This is a genomic window from Nocardia sp. NPDC058499, from assembly GCF_042719915.1.
In the GTDB taxonomy this organism is placed as follows: Bacteria; Actinomycetota; Actinomycetes; order Mycobacteriales; family Mycobacteriaceae; genus Nocardia.
In genome coordinates this window covers 536925-557724 of sequence record NZ_JBHXMZ010000005.1, presented here as the reverse complement: position 1 = coordinate 557724, position 20800 = coordinate 536925, and the positions used below count along the sequence as shown (strand labels likewise).

Annotated in this window: 14 protein-coding genes; 10 read left to right on the top strand and 4 right to left on the bottom strand. The window is 67.8% G+C overall.

What is annotated here, in order from left to right; translation table 11 throughout:
- The first annotated feature begins 678 nt into the window (after positions 1-678).
- Positions 679-2358, top strand: a complete 1680-nt coding sequence (gene ilvD / locus ACFWPH_RS18975) for a dihydroxy-acid dehydratase (RefSeq protein ID WP_378752696.1) — start codon at positions 679-681, stop codon at positions 2356-2358.
- 123 nt (positions 2359-2481) lie between these two features.
- Here the strand turns inward: ilvD and ACFWPH_RS18970 are convergent, their stop codons facing one another.
- Both ACFWPH_RS18970 and ACFWPH_RS18965 read right to left on the bottom strand, forming a co-directional pair.
- Entirely contained in the window at positions 2482-2802 is a 321-nt protein-coding gene (locus ACFWPH_RS18970; RefSeq protein WP_378752646.1) for a hypothetical protein, read from the bottom strand.
- A 41-nt stretch (positions 2803-2843) separates the two neighbouring features.
- The gene (locus ACFWPH_RS18965) at positions 2844-6086 is read right to left on the bottom strand and encodes an arabinosyltransferase domain-containing protein (RefSeq protein ID WP_378752694.1); all 3243 of its coding nucleotides are present in this window, start codon (positions 6084-6086) and stop codon (positions 2844-2846) included.
- Positions 6087-6532: 446 nt separating this feature from the next.
- Here ACFWPH_RS18965 and ACFWPH_RS18960 point away from each other — a divergent pair, with 446 nt between their 5' ends.
- The 6 genes from ACFWPH_RS18960 (at position 6533) to ACFWPH_RS18935 (ending at position 13533) form a co-directional block, all read left to right on the top strand.
- Positions 6533-7744, top strand: coding sequence for a cytochrome P450 (locus ACFWPH_RS18960; RefSeq protein WP_378752644.1), 1212 nt, complete (start codon positions 6533-6535; stop codon positions 7742-7744).
- A 115-nt stretch (positions 7745-7859) separates the two neighbouring features.
- Positions 7860-9470 (top strand): long-chain-fatty-acid--CoA ligase, encoded by a 1611-nt coding sequence (locus tag ACFWPH_RS18955; RefSeq protein ID WP_378752642.1) that lies wholly within the window; start codon positions 7860-7862, stop codon positions 9468-9470.
- A 289-nt stretch (positions 9471-9759) separates the two neighbouring features.
- A complete protein-coding gene (locus ACFWPH_RS18950; RefSeq protein WP_280418178.1) occupies positions 9760-10404 on the top strand; it encodes an ABC transporter permease in 645 nt (214 codons plus the stop codon).
- Entirely contained in the window at positions 10401-11825 is a 1425-nt protein-coding gene (locus ACFWPH_RS18945) for an ATP-binding cassette domain-containing protein (RefSeq protein ID WP_378752640.1), read from the top strand. Before ACFWPH_RS18950 ends, ACFWPH_RS18945 begins: the two co-directional genes overlap by 4 nt.
- The gene (locus ACFWPH_RS18940) at positions 11822-12559 is read left to right on the top strand and encodes an ABC transporter permease (protein WP_378752638.1); all 738 of its coding nucleotides are present in this window, start codon (positions 11822-11824) and stop codon (positions 12557-12559) included. Before ACFWPH_RS18945 ends, ACFWPH_RS18940 begins: the two co-directional genes overlap by 4 nt.
- Complete coding sequence (locus ACFWPH_RS18935) at positions 12556-13533, top strand: glycine betaine ABC transporter substrate-binding protein (protein WP_378752637.1); 978 nt, start codon at positions 12556-12558, stop codon at positions 13531-13533. The genes ACFWPH_RS18940 and ACFWPH_RS18935 overlap by 4 nt, the downstream gene beginning before the upstream one ends.
- A gap of 61 nt (positions 13534-13594) precedes the next feature.
- Here the strand turns inward: ACFWPH_RS18935 and ACFWPH_RS18930 are convergent, their stop codons facing one another.
- Positions 13595-15094, bottom strand: a complete 1500-nt coding sequence (locus ACFWPH_RS18930; RefSeq protein ID WP_378752635.1) for a carotenoid oxygenase family protein — start codon at positions 15092-15094, stop codon at positions 13595-13597.
- Positions 15095-15197: 103 nt separating this feature from the next.
- Here ACFWPH_RS18930 and ACFWPH_RS18925 point away from each other — a divergent pair, with 103 nt between their 5' ends.
- On the top strand, positions 15198-15821 hold the full coding sequence (locus ACFWPH_RS18925; RefSeq protein WP_378752633.1) for a TetR/AcrR family transcriptional regulator: 624 nt from the start codon (positions 15198-15200) through the stop codon (positions 15819-15821).
- A gap of 136 nt (positions 15822-15957) precedes the next feature.
- Positions 15958-17679, top strand: coding sequence for a DUF3556 domain-containing protein (locus ACFWPH_RS18920; protein WP_378752692.1), 1722 nt, complete (start codon positions 15958-15960; stop codon positions 17677-17679).
- 10 nt (positions 17680-17689) lie between these two features.
- On the opposite strand, the gene ACFWPH_RS18915 is transcribed toward ACFWPH_RS18920, so the two are convergent.
- Positions 17690-18859, bottom strand: a complete 1170-nt coding sequence (locus tag ACFWPH_RS18915; protein WP_378752631.1) for a pyridoxal phosphate-dependent aminotransferase — start codon at positions 18857-18859, stop codon at positions 17690-17692.
- Positions 18860-19036: 177 nt separating this feature from the next.
- On the opposite strand from ACFWPH_RS18915, the gene ACFWPH_RS18910 reads away from it, so the two are divergent.
- Complete coding sequence (locus ACFWPH_RS18910) at positions 19037-20782, top strand: penicillin-binding transpeptidase domain-containing protein (RefSeq protein WP_378752629.1); 1746 nt, start codon at positions 19037-19039, stop codon at positions 20780-20782.
- Positions 20783-20800: the final 18 nt, after the last annotated feature.

The following is a 20800-nucleotide window of genomic DNA, read 5'->3' as shown; positions in this document are numbered from 1 at the left end:
AGGCGCCCGCAGGGGTCTCGCGATCAGGCGCCCGCAGGGGTCTCGCGATCAGGCGCCCGCAGGGGTCTCGCGATCAGGCGCCCGCAGGGGTCTCGCGATCAGGCGCCCGCAGGGGTCTCGTGATGGGGCGCCCGGCGCTCGGCACCGAGGGCAGTAGATGTCCATCGCCGCCGGCCCCCGGATGAATACTGCTGGGTGCGCCGGACAAGGCCGGCGAGCTCCGTGACGATCCGGCCGGCCCGCCGGCGGAGTTGTGGCCCGGCTGATCGAGACCATGCCGCCGTTCGCAGGCAGACGGGGCCGGGCACCAGCGCGCCCGACCGACGGGTTTTCCAGCAGCAACAGGGTGTCGGTGCCGCGGCTTCCGGCGCGCTCGGCGGCGAGATCGAACCATGACACATCTCGCCGGGGCACCGCCTCTCGAGGGGTGGCGCAGTCCTGGAACGGCTCGGGGTCGCAGGCCTGAGCCCTGCCGTGGCTCTGCTCGACGAGGCCGGGATTCCACGCCGACAACTCGACAACAGCGATCCCCACCGTTACCGACGCGGCCTCGTGGTGGAAACGGCGGGGACAGGCGCGGTCGCATGCGCCCGACCGGCGTGGGACTCGGAGATCTGGCCACAGGGAGAGGACGATGGCCTTGTGTCCGATGATTCAGTAACCCCCGCTACCCCCGATATGAAACCCCGCAGCCGCGATGTGACCGACGGCTTGGAGAAAACCGCCGCGCGCGGAATGTTGCGCGCGGTCGGTATGGGCGACGACGACTGGGGGAAACCCCAGATCGGTGTCGCCTCCTCGTGGAACGAGATCACGCCGTGCAACCTGTCGCTGGACCGGCTGGCCGGCGGTTGTAAAGACGGTGTGTTCGAAGCGGGCGGGTTCCCCATGCAGTTCGGCACCATCTCGGTGTCCGACGGTATCTCGATGGGGCATGAGGGGATGCATTTCTCGCTGGTCTCCCGCGAGGTCATCGCCGACAGCGTGGAGACGGTGATGCAAGCCGAACGGCTCGACGGTTCGGTGCTGCTGGCCGGATGCGATAAATCGCTGCCCGGCATGCTGATGGCGGCGGCCCGGCTCAACTTGGCCAGTGTGTTCCTCTACGCCGGATCCATCCTGCCGGGGATCGCGAAACTCTCCGACGGCAGTGAACGCGAGGTGACCATCATCGACGCGTTCGAGGCCGTGGGCGCCTGCGCGCGCGGGTTGATGAGCCGAGCGGACGTGGACGCCATCGAGCGCGCCATCTGCCCCGGTGAGGGTGCGTGCGGCGGGATGTACACGGCCAATACGATGGCCAGCGCTGCCGAGGCGCTCGGGATGTCGCTGCCCGGCAGCGCGGCGCCGCCGGCGACGGACCGCAGGCGCGACGGTTACGCCCGGCGCAGCGGGGCGGCGGTGATCGAACTGATCCGGCGGGGGATCACCACCGCCGATATCCTCACGAAGGAGGCGTTCGAGAACGCCATTGCGGTGGTTATGGCCTTCGGCGGCTCCACCAACGCCGTGCTGCATCTGCTGGCGATCGCGCACGAGGCCGGGGTCGCGCTGAGCCTCGACGATTTCGCCCGGGTCGGCCGGCAGGTCCCGCATCTGGCCGATGTCAAACCGTTCGGCCGGCACGTGATGACCGATATCGACCGCGTGGGCGGTGTACCGGTCCTGATGAAAACCTTGCTGGACGCCGGGCTGCTGCACGGTGACTGCCTGACCGTGACGGGCCGCACCGTCGCGGAGAACCTCGCCGAGATCGCGCCACCGGATCCGGACGGGAAGGTCGTGCGCGCGCTGACGTCCCCGATCCACCCGACGGGCGGTATCACCATCCTGCACGGTTCGCTGGCACCCGGCGGCGCCGTGGTGAAATCGGCCGGATTCGATTCCGATGTCTTCGAAGGCACCGCCCGGGTTTTCGACCGGGAACGCGCTGCCATGGACGCCCTCGCCGATGGGACGATCACGGCCGGTGATGTGGTGGTCATCCGCTACGAGGGCCCCAAGGGTGGCCCGGGTATGCGCGAGATGCTCGCGATCACCGGTGCCATCAAGGGCGCCGGACTGGGCAAGGATGTGCTGCTGCTGACCGACGGACGATTCTCCGGCGGCACCACCGGCCTCTGCGTGGGCCATGTGGCCCCGGAAGCGGTGGACGCGGGACCCATCGCCTTCGTCCGCGACGGTGACCGTATCCGCCTCGACGTCGCGGCCGGAACCCTCGACCTCTTGGTCGAACCGGTGGAACTCACCCGCCGCCGCGACGGCTGGTCGCCGCTACCGTCCCGATACACCCGCGGAGTGCTCGCGAAGTATGTACGCCTGGTCGGTTCGGCGTCGAACGGTGCTGTCTGCGACTGACTCCGGCATCTCCGGCCACTGGTGGGAGAGCTGAGCGCAATCGCGTCACGATGTCGTCCATCCGTGCAACTGTCCCGACCTGCAGGGCCCGGCAGTGGTACTCGCTGCCGGGCCCTCGAACGATTACCGGGCCGAAGCCGACCAGCCGTAGTGGGTCGCGGTGTGGCCCGCGGGGACCGTTGCCACGGGCACCCCGGTGCAATCCGGGGTGTTGTATACGCGGAAATCGCGAGTGCTTCGGTTCTCGAAGCGGATATCGCGCTGGAAGCCACTCGCCCAGCACGCATCGAGATCGCTGAGTTCGAGTGTGTTGTCGACGATCACCACGTCCCGGCCGTCGCCGAAACCGGCCGATCCGGTGGGGAAGGCAGCTGCGGCGGGCGCCACCGCGGTTACCGCAGCGACGGCGAGAACACCTGCGAGGGAGTATCTTTCGCTTCTCATCTACAGAATCCTAGCTGCGCTCCCGCGGACACCGCTCGGCACTACCATTTGACGTTGATCGGCCCGGGCGACCACAGACCGCCGTGCGTCTCCTGGTCGACCGACGGTTGCGCCGGACGTGCCGCGCGGTCGATCGGCGTGAACCGCTGCAGCTGACCCCAATCGTGGCTCCAGTCGTCCTTCAGGTAGGTCGCGAGGGTTTGTGAACGCAGCAGCTGGCGGGTCCAGCCCAGCGGGCCGCCGCCGTCGTGGCTCTGCCACAGCGAGGTGGTGTGCGAGGCCGGGCGGTTGGGCAGGATGCGCCAGCCGGGTGGCTGGGCGATCCCGTCCTTGTGGTCGTAGGGCCGCTGGCACGGGAACTGGAGGCCCACGGCCCAGTCCAGCAGCACCGGCTGGTCCGACCCGATCAGGTCGTTGAGAGTTTGCGTCCGCGGGATACGCGGTGGGGTGAGCGCCATCCACTCCTGGGCATCGACGGACAGATCCTTGGCCTTGATGCGGACCACATCGGCCTGCTCCGGGATCTGGTCCAGCGGCACCCGCAGGTTCCGCCAGGACGGGGTCGGGCCGATATCGATGGGCAGCACCTGGCCGAGGGGCCGGGCGCCGGTCGCCGATTCCGCGGTGCCGTATTCGATATCGATCGGCTGGCCGGGCATCACCGAACCGTCCTGGGTGGTCGCCCGGAAGCGGCCCGCCGCGGTGATCGCCATGATGCCGTCGCGGTCCTGCGGTTCGGGCAGCCGGTACCAGCCGGTGGTCAGTTCGGCCGCCTCCTGCCGGCCGGCGGTCCCGAGTACCGGGGTGGTGGCGGACAGGCCGAAGGGCAGGGGAGCGCCGCCGGTCTGCGTCCGGGAACTACCGTCGGAGCCCTCGTCTTCCAGAGCGTCGGCGATACTGCTCTCCTCGTCCTTCGACTGGTCGTCGTCGGAGGTCACGTTCGCGACGCCGTTCGGTACGAAACCGGCGCTGTCACCGGCGAAGGTGCTCTCGGCGTCGCCGGACAGCGGGGTGAGCATCGCGGCATTCGGATCGGTTTCGACGAGCACATCGTTGGCCATCCCGCACGGTTCGCCGCGGACCGCGTCGATATTGGACCGGGCCAGCGAGAACGCCGGGTATTGCGTGGCGGCGGCGGTCGCGAACGAGCCCACCTGGAACACCACGATCACCGCTGCCGCCACCGTCAGCGGCGGGATCTTCGCCAGCCGCCAGGCGCGGCGCGATACCCGATGCGGTGTTCCCGGTTCCGGGGCGCGCAGATGCCACCAGCCGGCGAGTATCAGGCACACCACGGCCACGGTCAGGAAGATCTCGCTCATCCCGAGACCGGCGATCGAGGGCGGCTCGTTCCACCACGGGATCCCGTGATCGGAGGCGTAGAACCATTTGTTGACGCCGGTGAAGATCTGCGCCATCGCCACCGCGACAACCGCCGCGAACAAGGCCCGGTAGCGCGGGGCCCGCATCACCTTCGGTCCCACCGCCACCGCGGTGACCACGGCGACGGCCCCGGCGAGCCCGGCGAAAACACCGTTGTGGTGGGTGAACTTCGTCGGGACGGTCGCCATCAGCAGCATCGCGCCGAAGGTGATCCCGAGCAGCCGTTTCGCCGGGCCGGGCGCGACGAACGGGATCCGGCCGCCCTTACGCAGCATCACGAACGCGCACACCAGCAGCCCCAGCCACATCGCGACCATCCCGAACCGGCGCCCGATCGAACCGTCGGCCGTGGGGGTGAACAGTCGCTGGTAGGCGACATAGTCGTCGTACCAGGGAATGGAGGGGCCCACCTCGTTGTGCACCCGGGTCATCTCGAACATCGCCGACAGGGGCTGGACGGCGAAAGCGAACACCAGGACGAGGGTTCCGGCGGCGGCCAACGGTGCCAGTAGTGCGCCGTAGGCCATGATCCGCGCGGACCAGGGCGGTCCGGCCGACATCTTCCGTGCCCGGGCGATACCGAACCGGACGACCGATCGCGCCCCGGCCGCCAGCGGCGCGAAACAGATCACGCCCGACGGCGCCGCGGTCAGGCTGAACGCGGCGATCAGAATGGCGATCGCATATGGCAGCAGCTGCCTGGTCGCGATGGCACGTTCGACGAAGCACCAGGTGAGCAGCACCGCGACCGCGATCACCGGTTCCGGGCGCAACCCGTTGTTGTACGGCAGCCACACCGCCAGGAATCCGAGCGCACCGGTCCAGACGACGACCTTGTCGTGCCGCAGGACGACACCGAGCCGGGGGATCACTTCCCGGCTCAGGGTCAGCCAGGCGAGGAACCCGGCGAGCAAGGTCGGCAACCGCACCCAGGGGCTGGCGATGCTGAGTTCGGTCATATGGGCGATCACGTCGTAGGGCGGCGTGCCGACCGGGTTCTCGGGGACGCCGAAGAACCGGAAATAGTTGGCCATATAACCGGATGCCAGCGAGGTGCGGGCCATCCCGAACTGGTAGCCGTCGTCGGAGGTCGTGGATCCGATGAAATGCCAGACCACAAGGGTCGTGAGCACCGTGGCGTCGACAGCGGTGAAGGTCAGCCAGCGCTGCGGTAGCAGGCGGCGTATGCGCCGTCCTGCCGAATGGTCCAGCCGGAACAGTGCCACGAGGGAGACCAGCGCACACAGCACCGCCAGCACTCCGGCGGCCCGTTTGACGAAGGTCGGGACGACCGAGAAACGGCTGTCCACCTCCGCGGTCACCGTCGTTCCGGCCGAATCGGTGAGATCGCTGAAAACACCCACCAGCTGTGGCCGGAAATCGCCCGCGAGGAACACCGGCTCGGTATCGGTTCCGGTGAGCTCGGCGGTGGTGCCGGAATTATCGGAGTGCACGGTGAGGGTCGCGTCACCGAGTTCGGCGACCGGGACACTGAACATCGACTGGCTGCGCAGCACCACCTCGAGGCGGGCGGGCGAGCCGTCCGCCGCGGGCTGGACCCGCGCAACGAATCCGTACTTCTCCAGATCGGGCGCGTCGGCGGGCATGGTCGCCGCCGCCAGGCCGCCCTCGTCGGTCAGTTGCTGTAGTGCCGGGCCGGGGATGTCGGCGTCGAACGAGACCGGTGCGTAGGAGATCAGCGGGGCCGCGATGCTGTCCGTGGAACCTTGCTGCGGCCAGGTGAGTGTCGTCTTGTCGACATGGACCGGCAGGAGCGGGACAGCGAGGGCGAACAGGGTGGCGAGGAGGCCGGCGAGCAACGCCACCGGGCTCGCCCATTGTCCGCGTGCGGACCGGGTGGCCCGAGATTGCTCCGGGGGCGTCAGGTCCGCCCTCACCATGGTGTCGGTCACGGGGGGCGATGGTAACGTGACGCATTCGTTACCGGCGAAGTCGGGCAAAACATCCACCGTGGTCCCGTTCCTCTGCGGCCGTGTGAGCAGGGACGATTCCGGATCGGTGGTTTTGCGGTCGGAATGCTCCCCGCAAACATGGGCCTGAAACGAAACTATTTCTGTTCGGGCCGGTTTCTTCCGGAACGGCCCCGTTGCCGTCCATGTCCCGCCGTTGTCGCGGAGCCGGAGTCTTGCGCCTCGCAGGCGGTCGGTCGGCCGGGTGGTCGGGTGCGCGGAGCGAGGTGGATCCAGACAACTATCGCAATCCGCAGGCATGGAGTCGGCACAATGGGTAACGTCGTTACCGAATGATAGAAATGGGGTTCTTCTCGCCGTGATGCTCCCGATCGTGGAACGTCGCAAGACCCCCGCAGCGATCGAAGGAGCTCGCCGTGGCCCGTGCAGACCGGATCTATTGGGACCCCTTCGATCGTGATATCGCCCGCGACCCTTACCCGATCTACCGCCGGCTACGCGACGAAGCACCGCTCTACTACAACGACGAGCATGATTTCTACGTGCTGAGCCGCTACGACGATGTCGATCGCGCCCTGCTGGACTGGCAGACCTTCTCCTCGTCGCGCGGACCGATCCTGGAGATCATCAAGGCGGGAGTCGAGATCCCGCCGGGCACCCTGCTGATGGAGGACCCGCCGGCGCACGATATCCACCGCGCGCTGCTCGCGCGGGTGTTCACGCCGCGGCGGGTGCTCTCCCTGGAACCGCAGATCCGGGACCTGTGCACCCGGTCGCTGGACCGCCTCGCCGGCACGGGGCGTTTCGACCTCATGACCTCGTTCGCCAACGAGGTACCGATGCGGGTGATCGGCATGCTGCTCGGTATCCCGGAATCCGACCAGCAGGGTGTCCGCGATCGGGCGGACGCGAATCTGCGCACCGAACCCGGACAGCAGATGCAGGTATCGGAGCAGGCGATCCCGCATACCGATACGTTCGCCGAATACATCGACTGGCGCGCCGAGCATCCTTCCGACGATCTGATGACCGAGCTGCTGAACGCGCAGTTCGAAGACACCGAAGGCGTGACGCGCACCCTGACCCGGCAGGAGATCCTGACCTACATCACGGTGGTCGCCGGCGCCGGCAACGAAACCACCGCCCGGTTGCTCGGCTGGCTGGGAACACTACTGGCCCGCCACCCGGAGCAGCGTGCCGAACTCGTCGAGGATCCGCGGCTCATCCCGAAGGCGATCGAGGAAACCCTGCGTTTCGAACCCACCGGCCACGCCATCGCCCGCTACGTCACCACCGATATCGAACTGCACGGCACCACGGTGCCGGCCGGCAGCGCCATGATGCTGCTGGTCGCCTCCGCCAATCGCGACCCCGGCCGCTGGGACGATCCCGACACCTTCGATATCCACCGCCGGATCAGCAATCTGCGGACCTTCGGCTTCGGCACCCACTACTGCCTGGGTGCCTCGCTGGCCCGGCTCGAGGCGCGGGTCGCGCTGGAGGAGTTCCTGAAACGCTTCCCGGCCTGGGAGGTCGACTGGGACGCGTTGGAGCTCTCGTCCACCTCGACCATGCGCGGCTGGGAAACCGTGCCGATCACCGTCGACCTGCCCGCCGTGCACGCCTGAATCCGGCGCGATATCGGCAAGCGGCCGGGGCTCTCGGAGAATGCCGAATACGCTACGCAGCGATACGGGACGGGCGTAGGCTTCGGATTCGATCGACCCGAATCTGGAGTGCAACATGGCCGGTGCTGCGGAAATGATGTCCCGAGGAATGAGCGCAGGCGATCAGCTCGCCCGCCACGCACGGAAGGCGCCGGACACTCCGGCCTTGCGATTCGGTGGAATATCGCGTAACTACCGCACGTTGGACGAGCGGGTTTCCCGGTTGGCGAACGCATTACGGGACCGTGGCGTCGGCCCGGGGGACCGGGTCGCCGTACTCGGCCTGAACTCGATGGAGGTCGTGGAGGCGTTTCTCGCACCGATGCGAGCCGGTGCGATCTGCGTCCCGATCAACTTCCGGTTGACCGCCGCCGAAATCGCTTATCTCCTGGAGGATTCCGGCGCGGTCGCGGCCGTGGTGGACGCCCGGTTCGCGAGTGTCCTGGCCGATGCGCGGCGCAAGGCGCCCGGATTGCGGACCTGTCTGGTGAGCGGCGGCGAACCCGGCGCCGCCGGGGAGTACGGCGACGATTACGAGACCGCGCTCGCCGCGGCCGATCCGGAGTGCCGGGCGAATCCCGTCGACGAGAATTCGGCGGCGTACATCATGTACACCTCGGGCACCACCGGCCGCCCGAAGGGTGCGGTGCTGACCCATACCAACCTGCTGCTGCACGCTTTCAGCGTCAGCCTGCACCAGGGCACCGCCGGCGATGTCGACCCGGTGGCGCTCAACGGCGCACCGCTGTTCCACATCGCCGGGTTGTCCAGTTATCTGATGTGCCTGCTGCCCGGCGGTACCTTCGTGATCACGGCCTCCGGTGGATTCGATCCCGCGGCCTCGGTGGAACTCCTGGCGCGGGAACGTGTTTCCAGCTGTTTCTTCGTCCCGGCGCAATGGCAGGCGATCTGCGCGCTCCCGGATATCGGGAAGTACGACCTCTCCGCGCTGCGACAGATCTCCTGGGGCGCAGCGCCCGCCTCGACCACGTTGTTGCGCACCATGATCGAGACGTTCCCGCAGGCATCGGTGTCGACGGCATTCGGGCAGACCGAATGCAGCCCGGTGACCTGCACCCTGCGCGGGGACGACGCGATACGCAAAATCGGCTCGGTGGGGATGCCGATCCTGAATGTCGAGATGCGCATCGTCGACGACGAGATGAACGATGTGCCGGCCGGGGAGGTGGGCGAAATCGTCTACCGGGGTCCGACGGTGATGAAGGAATACTGGAACAAACCCGAAGAGACCGAACGGGCCTTCGCCGGCGGCTGGTTCCACTCCGGTGATCTGGTGCGCCAGGACGAAGACGGCTACCTCTTCGTCGTCGACCGGAAAAAGGACATGATCATCTCGGGCGGGGAGAACATCTACTGCGCCGAAGTGGAGAACATCCTCGCCGCGCACCCCGGGATCGCCGATGTCGCGGTGATCGGTGTCCCGCATCCCACCTGGGGCGAGGCACCGCTCGCGGTGCTCGTCGCGGCGGACCCCTCCACACCGCCGACCGCCGCGGGAGTCGAGGAATTCGCCCGCACCCAGCTGGCCGGATACAAATGCCCCAAGCAGATCGCGGTGGTCACCGAGCTCCCGCGCAATCCCAGCGGCAAAGTACTGAAAACCGTTCTTCGCGAGACGTATGCACAGGGTGTTCCGGAAGGTTCGGAGCATGAGACCCGGAGGTGATCGGCCGGTTGTGACTGCGCGGTGGGTGGGCATCCGACAGAGCGTGATCGCCGGCGTTCCGCACGCGGGTATGAAATCACTGCGATGGTAATGGGTCACGGCAGCACGGGGCATGGGATCGCTGCTGGTGCGACAGGTATATCCCGCCGCGGCGCGGGATCCGGTGCCCCACCCACCGCGTGCCGTACCCGGTCAGGTGCCCGGATTTCGGTTAGTGTGGCGACTCACGCGTCTGTGAATTCGCGCGGGCCGGTGCCGGGCCGATCCGCCGTCGACGAGGGGAATCCCCGTGAATCTGTGGAGTTACGTCCAGGGGCGAGGTGAGACGCTGGCGTTCCTCACTTATCAGCATGCGTCGCTGGCCTTCCAGACCGTGCTGGCCGGCAGTATCGTCGCGGTCCTCATCGCGGTCGCGGTCTACCGGCTGCCGCTGCTGTCGGCACTGTCGCTGACCTCGAGCCGGGTCGCGCTGACCATTCCCTCCCTGGCTCTGCTGGCGCTGCTGCTGGTGCCGTTCGGGCTCGGTGTGGTGCCTTCTTTCCTGATGCTGGCGTTCTTCGCGGCGCTGCCGGTGATCGGCAACGCGATCGTGGGATTGCGTTCGGTCCCGGCCTCGGTCGTCGAATCGGCCCGGGGTATCGGCTTTTCCCGGTGGCGGATACTGCTCACCGTCGAACTGCCCATCGCCTGGCCGGTGATCCTCACCGGTATCCGGGTGTCCACGCAGATGATCGTCGGCGTCGCCGCCATCGTCGCCTACGTGCTCGGTCCGGGCCTCGGCTCGCTGATCTTCAACGGCCTGTCCCGGCTCGGCGGTGCGAACGCGCTGGAAATGGCGTTGACCGGCACCATTCTCATCGTCGCCATCGCGCTGGTTTTCGACGCGCTGCTCGTCGGGCTCGGGCGTTTCACTATCGCAAAGGGATTGTCATGAGCGAGGCTGTGACCGGCCGGCCCGCGCCGGCGACACCGGAACGGGCGGTGACCGGCGCGTCCATCACCCTGGATTCGGTCGTCAAACGCTACCGGGGCCAGGAGACTCCCGCGGTGGCCTGCCTGGACCTGGAGATCGCGGCGGGGGAGATCGTCGCCTTCGTCGGGCCGTCGGGTTGCGGTAAGACGACCACACTGAAGATGATCAACCGGTTGATCGAACCGACCGAGGGCCGGATCCTCATCGGCGACCGTGATGTCACCCGGGAGGACCCGGACAAACTGCGGCAGTCCATCGGCTATGTCATCCAGTCCGGTGGGCTGTTCCCGCACTGGACGGTCGCCAAGAACATCGGCGCGATTCCGCGGGTTCTGGGCTGGGACAAACAGCGGATCGCCGAACGTACGGAATACCTGCTCGACCTCGTCGGTCTCGACCCGGCGGAATTCGCCGGCCGCCTGCCGAAGGATATGTCCGGCGGGCAGCAGCAGCGCGTCGGGGTAGCGCGCGCACTGGCGGCCGATCCGCCGGTACTGCTGATGGACGAACCGTTCGGCGCGGTCGACCCGATCACCCGGGCCCGCCTGCAGGACAGTCTGCTGGCCATCCAGCACGAACTGGGGAAAACCATCGTGGTGGTCACCCACGATTTCGAGGAGGCGACCAAACTCGGCGACCGGGTGCTCATCCTGTCCGAGGGCGGTCATATCGAGCAGTACGCGACCCCGGAGGAAATCCTCACCGACCCCGCGACCCCCTTCGTCGAGGAATTCGTCGGCTCGGGGGCGAAACTCGCGTATCTGACCGTATCCCGGGTGCGCGATGTCGAAACCCACGACGTGATCACCGCCCGCGTAGGTGAACCGGCGCCCGCCGTGATCGAACGCGCGAAAGCCGCCGGGCACAGCTGGGTGGTGGTGGTCGACGGCGCCGGGCGACCGCGGTCCTGGCCGACACTCACGGAAATGGAGACCAAACCCGTGATCTCCGATTTCCTGGACCGGCGGCTGCCGGTGGTCGCCCGGTCTTCGACCCTCAACGACGCACTGGACGCCATGCTCGCGACCAGCCAGGGCGCCGCGCTGGTCACCGACGGCCGCGGGGCGGTGGTCGGATCGCTGAGTATCGGTTCGGTGACCGAACTGATCCGGGACAAACTCGCCGAAGTGCGCGAGGAGGACGCCGAGGTCTCCTACACCACCTACGTGGACGGTACGGATCCGGCGCCGACTCCCGTGGTCGCGGCCGACGACGAAATCCCCGCCGCGCCCGGTGGCGAACGCTCCGCACCCGGAACGGGCGCGCAGTTCCCGGCGACCGGCACCGCGCCCGAGTCGGCCGGCTCCGCGCGTCCCGAGTCGACCGCAGGCGGCACCGCGGAATCCGGTGGCGAAGACAGTGATTCGGCCGGGCCGTCATGAACCGGCTACGCCGCGTGCCGTTGGATGTCTGGTTCGAACCGCTCATCATCGTGGTCATCGGCGCCGGTTACCTGCTGTGGTACCGGTCGACGACCTTCACTCCGACCGAGCAGGCGTCGCTGAGCTGGGCGAACCTGCAGACCACCATTCTCGAGCACATCAAACTGACCGTGGTGGCCACGGTGATCGTGGTCGTGGTGGCGATACCGCTGGGTATCGCGCTCACCCGGCCCGCGCTGAAACGATTCGAACCTCTCGCCGTCAATATCGCCAATATCGGCCAGGCCGCGCCCGCGGTCGGCCTGCTGGTGCTGTTCACCTTCTGGCTGGGCACCGGATTCCGGACGGCGATCGTGGGCCTGGTCGTGTACGCGGTGCTGCCGATTCTGCAGAACACGATCGTGGGGCTGCGGCAAGTGGATCAGCGCACGATCGAGGCATCACGCGGGATCGGCTTCTCGGGCGCCCGCACCCTGCTGCAGGTGGAACTACCGCTGGCGGTGCCGGTGATCCTCAACGGGGTGCGCACCGCACTGGTGATCCTGGTGGGCACCGCGACACTGAGCACCTTCATCGGCGCCACCAGCCTCGGCACACTGATCACCACCGGGGTCACCCTGTTCCTGCCGAAACTGCTCGTCTCCGGCGCGATCCTGGTCGCGCTGCTGGCGTTGATCATCGATTGGCTGGGCCGGCTCGTCGAACTGGCCGCGACTCCGCGAGGTATCTCATGACCGCGCCACGCGCCCGGCTGCTCGCCCTGGTCGCCGCGCTGGCGCTGCTGCTCACCGGGTGCGGGCTGGTGAGTTCGTCGGGGACCTTCCACGATGCGACCCTGCCCGGCGGTGCCCGCCCGCTGGACGGCGCGCGGCTCACCGTCACCTCCAAGAGCTTCACCGAAGGGGTGCTGCTGGGCAAGATCACCGCCACCTATCTGGCCGCGGCGGGTGCCGAGGTCACCGATCTCACCGGCGCCCCGGGATCGGCGTCGTCGCGGCAGGCCCAGTTGAACGGTGACGCCGATGTGCTCTGGGAATACACCGGCACCGGCTGGGTGAATTACCACAACCAGACCGAGATCATCCCCGATCCACAGGAACTGTGGCAGGCCGTCCACGATATCGAGAAAAGCGAATACGACCTGGAATGGTTGCCGCCGGCCAACTTCAACAACACCTACGCATTCGCCGCGTCGGCGCCGGCAGCCGAACGGCTGGGTGTGCGCTCACTGTCCGATGTGGCCGCGCTTCCGGTCGCCGACCGCACCTTTTGCGTCGACGACGAATTCTTCAGCCGCTCCGACGGGTTCCTGCCGATGCTGGAGAAATACGGGATCCCGTACAACGATCCGAACGGTGTGCCCGCCGCGAACGTCACCCGGATGGACGCCGGCGTCGTCTACACGGCAACCGCCCAGAGCGCCCCCTGCAACTTCGGCATGGTCTACACCACCGACGGCCGGGTGAAGAACCTGAAACTGGTGGTCCTCGAAGACGACCGGAAATTCTTCCTGCCCTACAGCGGCACCGCGGTGGTGCGCGGCGAGATCCTCGAACGATATCCACCGGTGCGCGCGCTACTGGGCACCATCTCCGAACGCCTCACCGACGATCTGATGCAGGACCTCAACGCCCGCGTCGATATCGACGGCGAGGACCCGGCCGATGTCGCCTACGACTGGCTGAAGAGCGAGGGGCTGGTCGAATAGTCCGGCACGCGACCTGCCGGGCGTCCGGACCCGTCGCGGGATTTCCGTGCGCCGACGATATTCACGCCGCGATCCGCGTGGTGAAGGATCCGTGCAGTCCCAGGGGAAGATGATGGCGTAACCCGCCCACATAGACCGGCCCCCGCTCGGGATATCGCGCATCCAGCACCAGCAGCCGCGACCGGTGTTCGTCGCGCAAGTACTCGACGGTGAGCAGCCAGCCGTCTCCTTCCGGAGCGCCAGGAAACCGCGGCGCGAACACCGTCTCGCAGACGGAACCGTAATTCGGTATCTCGTAGGTGGCTTCGGCGCCGCGCTCGTGGTCGAGGACGGTGACCCCGCTGGGGACCACCTCATAGCCGGCGTCCTGGTCGCCGGAGACCTTGCGGTGGTGGGCGACATCGACGGAATAGGAATAGCGGTGCCGGCGGCCGGTCATCCGGGCGTCGATCTGCGGAAACTCCGCGATCCGGTCGGTGAGATCCTCGCGGATGACCCGGCCTGTCCGGGTGACCCGCAATCTGGTGAGCGGTCCGCCGACGGCCGGCTGTTCCGGTGCGGTGCGGAACCCGTGCTGGAAATGATCCCAGAGCGTATCGAAATCCGCTGTGTAGCGGATTAATTCGATCACGGTATCGGCGCCGTCGTCGTAGCAGTTGGTGAGATGGAAATGCAGCATTGCGTCGGTGTGCAGATGTATCCGGCGGCCACCGTCGCGCGGGACCAGCACGATCTCGGTGCCGATTTCGGGTCGGAAGCCGAGGGCACTGCCCAGCGGTCGCAGGCCCAGGAAAACCGGCAGCATACCGGCGGGTGAGACCGTCATGGGAGGCACGACGAAGACCAGGTACCTGTCGGTGAGCCCGATATCGTGATTGAGCCGCGGCACCGGGGTGCGCCAGCGTGCGAGGGTGTGCAGGGTGCCCGTCGTATCGACCCGGTAGGCGGCGAGCCCGGGAAACGGCAGGAAGGTGGTGCCGAAATTGAACAGTTCGCCGGTGCGTACGTCGATCTTGGGGTGGGCGGAGAAGGATCCGAAACCCCGCAGGCCGCCCGCGAAATCGTGAATACCCTTGGTTTCGAGGGTGTCCGGGTCGATGGCGTGCGGTTTCCCGCCCTCCCACAGCGCCAGCAGCTCACCGGCGTGCCAGACGACGTTCGTATTCGCCTGATTCGACAGCGGCCACCGAAAGGCGTTCGCGCGAAAGCTGCCGTCACCGCGCAGGGTGCCCGTGCCGCGGCCGGCCGGGCCGCGGCTGTGCTGCCCGCGAAGAAAGTGGGTGGTGCGGACATAGCGATTCCGGAACCGGACGCGCTGCCCGTCGAAGGCGAATACCGATAGCATGCCGTCGCCGTCGAAAACATGCCCGACCGGTGAGCCGCCCGATTCCCAGCGTCCCATTCCGTTGCGATAGAGCGTTCCGCGCAGACCTGCCGGTAGGGTGCCCGATTCATCGGTGAGCACATAGTCGTGCTCGGCCTCGAGGGTGTCGAACTCGCGCAGCGGCATGCCGGGAACCATCGGTTTTCCGGCGGTGGTCGTTGGGGTGTGCGGGGCCATCTCGGCCTCCCTCGCTACTCTGGTAACAGGTGTTGCCAGAGTAACCCCGGAGGCGGGGCTCGGCAAGGTGATCCGTGCGCACAGAAATGAGGAGGTCCGCGAGATGACCGGTCCCGAGGTATCCGGCCAGTCGTACGGTGGCGTTCCTTTCTCCGATCGGCAGCACTCCCGCCGTGAACGGTTGCTGGACGCCGCAGTGCATCTGCTGGACTCCGCAGGAACCTCCGGCGTGACCGTCCGCGGCGTATGCCGGGAAGCCGGGCTGAACAATCGCTACTTCTACGAGAACTTCGCTGATCTCGACGCTCTGCTGGACGCGGTGGTCGATCGGCTCGAACAGGGCATCGTCCGGCGGGTCGCCGAACTACTGACACCGGGTGAAGCGGCGGCCGCCGACGAGGCCATCGCCATCATGGTGTCGGCGTTCGTCGACGATCCGCGGCTACTGCGCATCCTGCACACCGCGGGAGATCCGGCGCTGGCCCGCCGCCGGGAGGCGCTGCTGCTCCGTTCGGTCGCCGCCCTGGGGCCTTACCTCGCGGCGGCGGCCGGTGAGTTCGGGCGCGCGGATCCCCGCATGCTCGAAACTGCGGGGTATCTGCTGGTCGGCGGCTGGTCCGATACCTTGTGGGCGTTCTCCGTGGGGGAGTTGGCGCTGGACCGATCCGAACTGGTCGAGCAGTTGACGGCATTGTTCGTGGGGGTTGCGCGGAGTATCGCCCGGTAATCGTGACCGACCGGCCCGTTCGGGTTCGTTCGGGCGAAACGCCGGTCGCAACCGGCCCGTCCGTAGTACTTTTCAATCAGTTGATTGAACGAAGAAGGATCGGGTGCCAGTGGGTACAACGGATCGGTTGTTCGGCATGCTCCGGCCGGAGCTTCCGGTGGTGGATTTGGACGAGTGGGGCCGCGGCACCAGGGCGGAGAAGATCCGGCCGATGGCGCGGCACTGGGCCGAGGTGGGTTTCGGCACGCCGCCGTCACTACACCTGTTCTACGTGGTCAAGATCGCCCTCTACATCCTGGGCGGAATGCTGTTCGCGCTGACCACCACCGGCATCGACGGGTTCACCGCGGTCGGGTCGTGGTGGTCGGAACCGATCGTGTTCCAGAAGGTCGTGCTGTTCACGATGCTGTTCGAAGTCGTCGGCCTGGGCTGTGGTTTCGGACCGTTGAACAACCGCTTCTTCCCGCCGATGGGGTCGATCCTGTACTGGTTGCGGCCCGGCACGATCCGGCTGCCACCGTGGCCGGGGCGGGTGCCGCTGACGCGGGGCACGACCCGGACCCCGTTCGACGCCGCGCTGTATGCGGCGCTGCTGATCATGCTGCTGGTCGGGTTGTTCTCGGACGGTACCGGGCCGATACCCGAGATCGGGTCGTCGGTGGGCCTGCTGCCGGCCTGGGAGATCGCGGCGGTTCTCGTCCTGCTGGCCGTGCTCGGCTTGCGCGACAAGGTGATCTTCCTGGCGGCGCGCGGCGAGGTGTACGGGGCGCTCACGGTCACCTTCCTGTTCGGTGGTGCCGATACGATCGTCGCCGCGAAGGTCGTGTTCGTCGCCATCTGGGTCGGCGCGGCGGTATCGAAGCTGAACAAGCATTTCCCGTTCGTGGTGTCGACAATGATGTCCAACAGTCCGGTGGTGCGGCCGCGCGCGCTCAAACGCCTGTTCTTCGAACGGTTCCCGGACGATCTGCGACCGGGACGGCTGTCGCGGCTGTTCGCCCACGGTGGTACTGCGGTCGAGATGCTGGCCCCGCTGGTGTTGTTCTTCAGCGATGGGGGCCTGCCGACCACGGTCGCCGCGATCGCCCTCATCTGCTTCCACCTGGTGATCCTCACCGCGATTCCGATGGGAGTGCCGCTCGAGTGGAACGTTTTCATGATCTTCGGGTTGTTGACGCTGTTCGTCGGGCATGCGGATGTGGGCCCGGCCGATCTGGGTAATCCGCTACCGGTGGTGCTCCTGTTCGTGGTCCTCGCGGGAACGGTCGCGATCGGGAACATGTTCCCGCGCAAGGTCTCCTTCCTGCCTGGAATGCGGTACTACGCCGGCAACTGGGACACCACCCTGTGGTGCATCAAACCGTCGGCCGATGCCAAGATCCGCGCCGGAATCACCGCCGTGGCCGCCATGCCGGCCGCCCAGCTCGAGCGCTACTACGGCAGCCGGGAGGCGGCCCAGATCCCGCTGTATCTCGGATATGCCTTCCGCGCATTCAACACCCACGGCAAGGCGTTGTTCACCCTCGCGCATCGGGCGATGGCCGGGGGTGACGAGAAGGACTACGTCCTCACCGACGGTGAACGGATCTGCTCCACCGCACTGGGCTGGAACTTCGGCGACGGCCACCTCCACAACGAACAACTGATCGCCGCCCTGCAGCAACGCTGCGGTTTCGAACCCGGTGAGGTGCGGGTGGTGCTGCTGGACGCCCAGCCGATCCAGCGGCAGCAGCAGAACTACCGCCTGGTGGACGCCGCGACCGGTGAATTCGAACGCGGGTACGTGCGGGTCGCCGATATGGTGGTCCGCCAGCCGTGGGACGACGACGTACCCGTCTATCCCGAGGGCAGGAGCTGACGACCCCGGTTCAATGGTCGGGCGTGAGCCGGCGCACCGCCTCGTCCAAGGTTTCCGGGCGCTTGCAGAAGGTGAACCGGACGAGGTGGCGCCACGACGCGGGATCATCGGTGAAAACACTGACCGGCACCGCCGCCACACCCAGCCGTTCGGGCAGTTCACGGCAGAACCGGATATCGTCGTCCGCGCCGAGCGGGCGGATATCGGCGCAGACGAAATAGCTACCGGCACTCGGATGCACACGGAACCCGGTATCGGCCAGCGCCGCGGACAACCGCAACCGGCGTTCGGCCAGCGAATCCCGAAGCGCGGCCACCCACTCGAGTTCGTGGGTGAGGGCATGGGCGACAGCCGGCTGGAACGGGCCACCGCCGACGAAGGTGAGGAATTGTTTGGCGGCCAAGACGCCGTCGATCAATGCGGCCGGTCCGCAGATCCAGCCGATCTTCCAGCCGGTGACGCTGAACGTTTTGGCCGCGCTGGAGACGACCAGTGTCCGCTCCGCCATCCCCGGCAGGGTGGCGATACTGATGTGTTCGGCGCCGTCGTACACCAGATGCTCGTACACCTCGTCGGCCAGGACCAGCAGATCGTGCTCGCAGGCGATCTCGGCGATGGCGGTCAGATCGGCGCGATCCAGGACGGTGCCGGTGGGATTGTGCGGTGAGTTCAGGATCAGCATCCGGGTGGCCGGGGTGATCGCGGCGCGCAGACTGTCGTGGTCGAGAACGAACCGGTCGCCGTCGGCGGTGAGCCGGGCGGTACGGCGGCGGGCACCGGCCAGCGCTATCGCCGCGGGATAGGAGTCGTAGTACGGCTCGATCAGCACGACCTCGGCACCCGGCTCGACCAGCCCGAGGACCGCAGCGGTCACGGCTTCGGTCGCGCCGACGGTCACCAGCACTTCGCTGTCGGGGTCGTACCGGGTGCCGTAGCGCCGGGCCCGGTCCGCGGCGATCGCGCGCCGCAGCGCCGGCACACCCCGGCCCGGCGGGTACTGGTTACCGCCACCGGCGATGGCCTCGCGGGCGACCTCGAGCATGGCCGCGGGGCCGTCGCTGTCCGGGAAACCCTGCCCGAGATTGACCGCCTCGTGCCGGACGGCGAGTTCGGTCATCTCGGCGAAGATCGTGGCCGCGAACGGCCGCAACCTGGTGACGGTGGGGGACGGGTCAGGCATGAGACGAGGGTAGACGGCGGTTCGGATGCCGCGGTCGGCTCGGTGCCGCCGAGCGTGGTTGCGACCCGGCGGCGTAGCGGTGTGCGGTTCGGCGCCGCGGTTCCCGTCGCGACGCGTAAGCGCCGTTCGGCAGGGATGCGACGTGTCGCCGGGCCGCGGTCGATACAGTCGCAGGTGATGCGTATCGATCGGAAAGTCCTCGTACTGCTGACGATCCTCGGCCTGGCCCTGGCCGGTTGCTCCTCCGGGCCGCCCGAGCCCGAAACCACGGCCGGCAGTTTCGCCGACGCGCTCAACCGCGACGACATCGCCGCGGCGGCGCAGCTCACCGACGACCCCGCCCGCGCGGAGCAGACCGTCGGCGCACTGTACGAGGGTCTGGGTAAGGAGGTGACCTACACGGTCGCCGGGACCGAAGACGATACGTTCACCCTCGAGGCCACCTGGAAGCTGGGGAAACAGCGCGCCGAGTGGAAGTACACGACCACCGGCACCGCCGTGGAGACCGATGCGGGCCACCGCATCCGCTGGAACCCGGCCGTGCTCGCACCCGGTCTCGACCAGGGGGAACTGACCTATGCGCCGGTGTATCCGGAACCGGCGCGCGTTCTCGACGCGTCGGGCGGGGAACTGCTGACCGAGCAGGTGGTGACCCTGGTCCAGCTCGCACCCGGCGCCGATACCGCGGCCGTGGCGAATCTGGTCTCGCCGATCGCGCCGGGCATCACCGCGACCTCGCTGGACGCCGATCTGGCCGCGGCCCACGGCGGCTCCGTGACCGCGATCAGTTTGCGTGAATCCGATATCGCGCCGATCCGCGAGGCGCTGACCGCCACCGCGGGGGTCACGCTGGCCCCGCAGACCCGGCTGCTCACCACCGACCGCGAACTGTCTGCGCAAACCCTGTCCGGTCCGGCCGAACTGTGGCAGGAGCAGGCCGACGCTGCCGCCGGCTGGGTGGTCCAGGCCCGCACCCCGGAAGGCCCGGTCCGGATCGCCGGCCGGGACCCCGGGCAGACCTCCGATATCCACACCACCATCGACGCGGGCCTGCAACGCGCCGCGGAAACCGCGCTGGACCCGATCGGCCGGACAGCGGCCATCGTGGCGATCCGGCCGTCCACCGGTGAAATCGTGGCCGCCGGTCAGAACTCCGCCGCCGACGCCGAAGGACCCATCGCGTTCACCGGCCTCTACCCGCCCGGTTCGACCTTCAAAACGGTAACCACCGCCGCGGTCCTGGATGCCGGTATCGCGAACCCCGATACCGTGCTGCCGTGCCCCGGCGTCGCCGATATCGAGGGCCGCCGGATCCCCAACGACGACAGTTTCGACCTGGGCCAGGTCCCGCTGCACACCGCCTTCGCGCAATCCTGCAATACGACCATGGCCGGCCTGGCCGTCCAGTTGCCGCCGGAAGCGCTCACCACCACCGCCGAACGCCTCGGCCTCGGCGTCGACTACGTGACACCCGGACTGACCACCGTGACGGGCAGCGTGCCGGTGCCGGCGAATTCGGCGGAGCGGGTGGAGGCCAGTATCGGCCAGGGTGCAGTTACGGCCTCCCCGTTCGGGATGGCGCTGGTCGCCGCCTCGATCGCCGACGGCGCGACCCCGGCACCGGTGATGGTGGCCGGCCAACCCGGCACACCGGACCGCACCCCGCCACCGCTGCCCGCCACCGTGACCGACCAGCTGAAAACCATGATGCGTGAGACCGTCACCGGCGGTACCGCCACCCAGCTGGCCGATATCCCCGGCCTGCTCGGCAAAACCGGTACCGCCGAATACGGTGACAACACGAACGCGCACGGCTGGTTCGTGGGTATCCGCGGCGATCTCGCCTTCGCGGTCTTCGTCGCCGATGCCGGCAGTTCGGGCCCGGCCGTCGAGGCCGCGGGCCGCATGCTGCGCGGTTCCTGACCGAACGGATCGGGAACA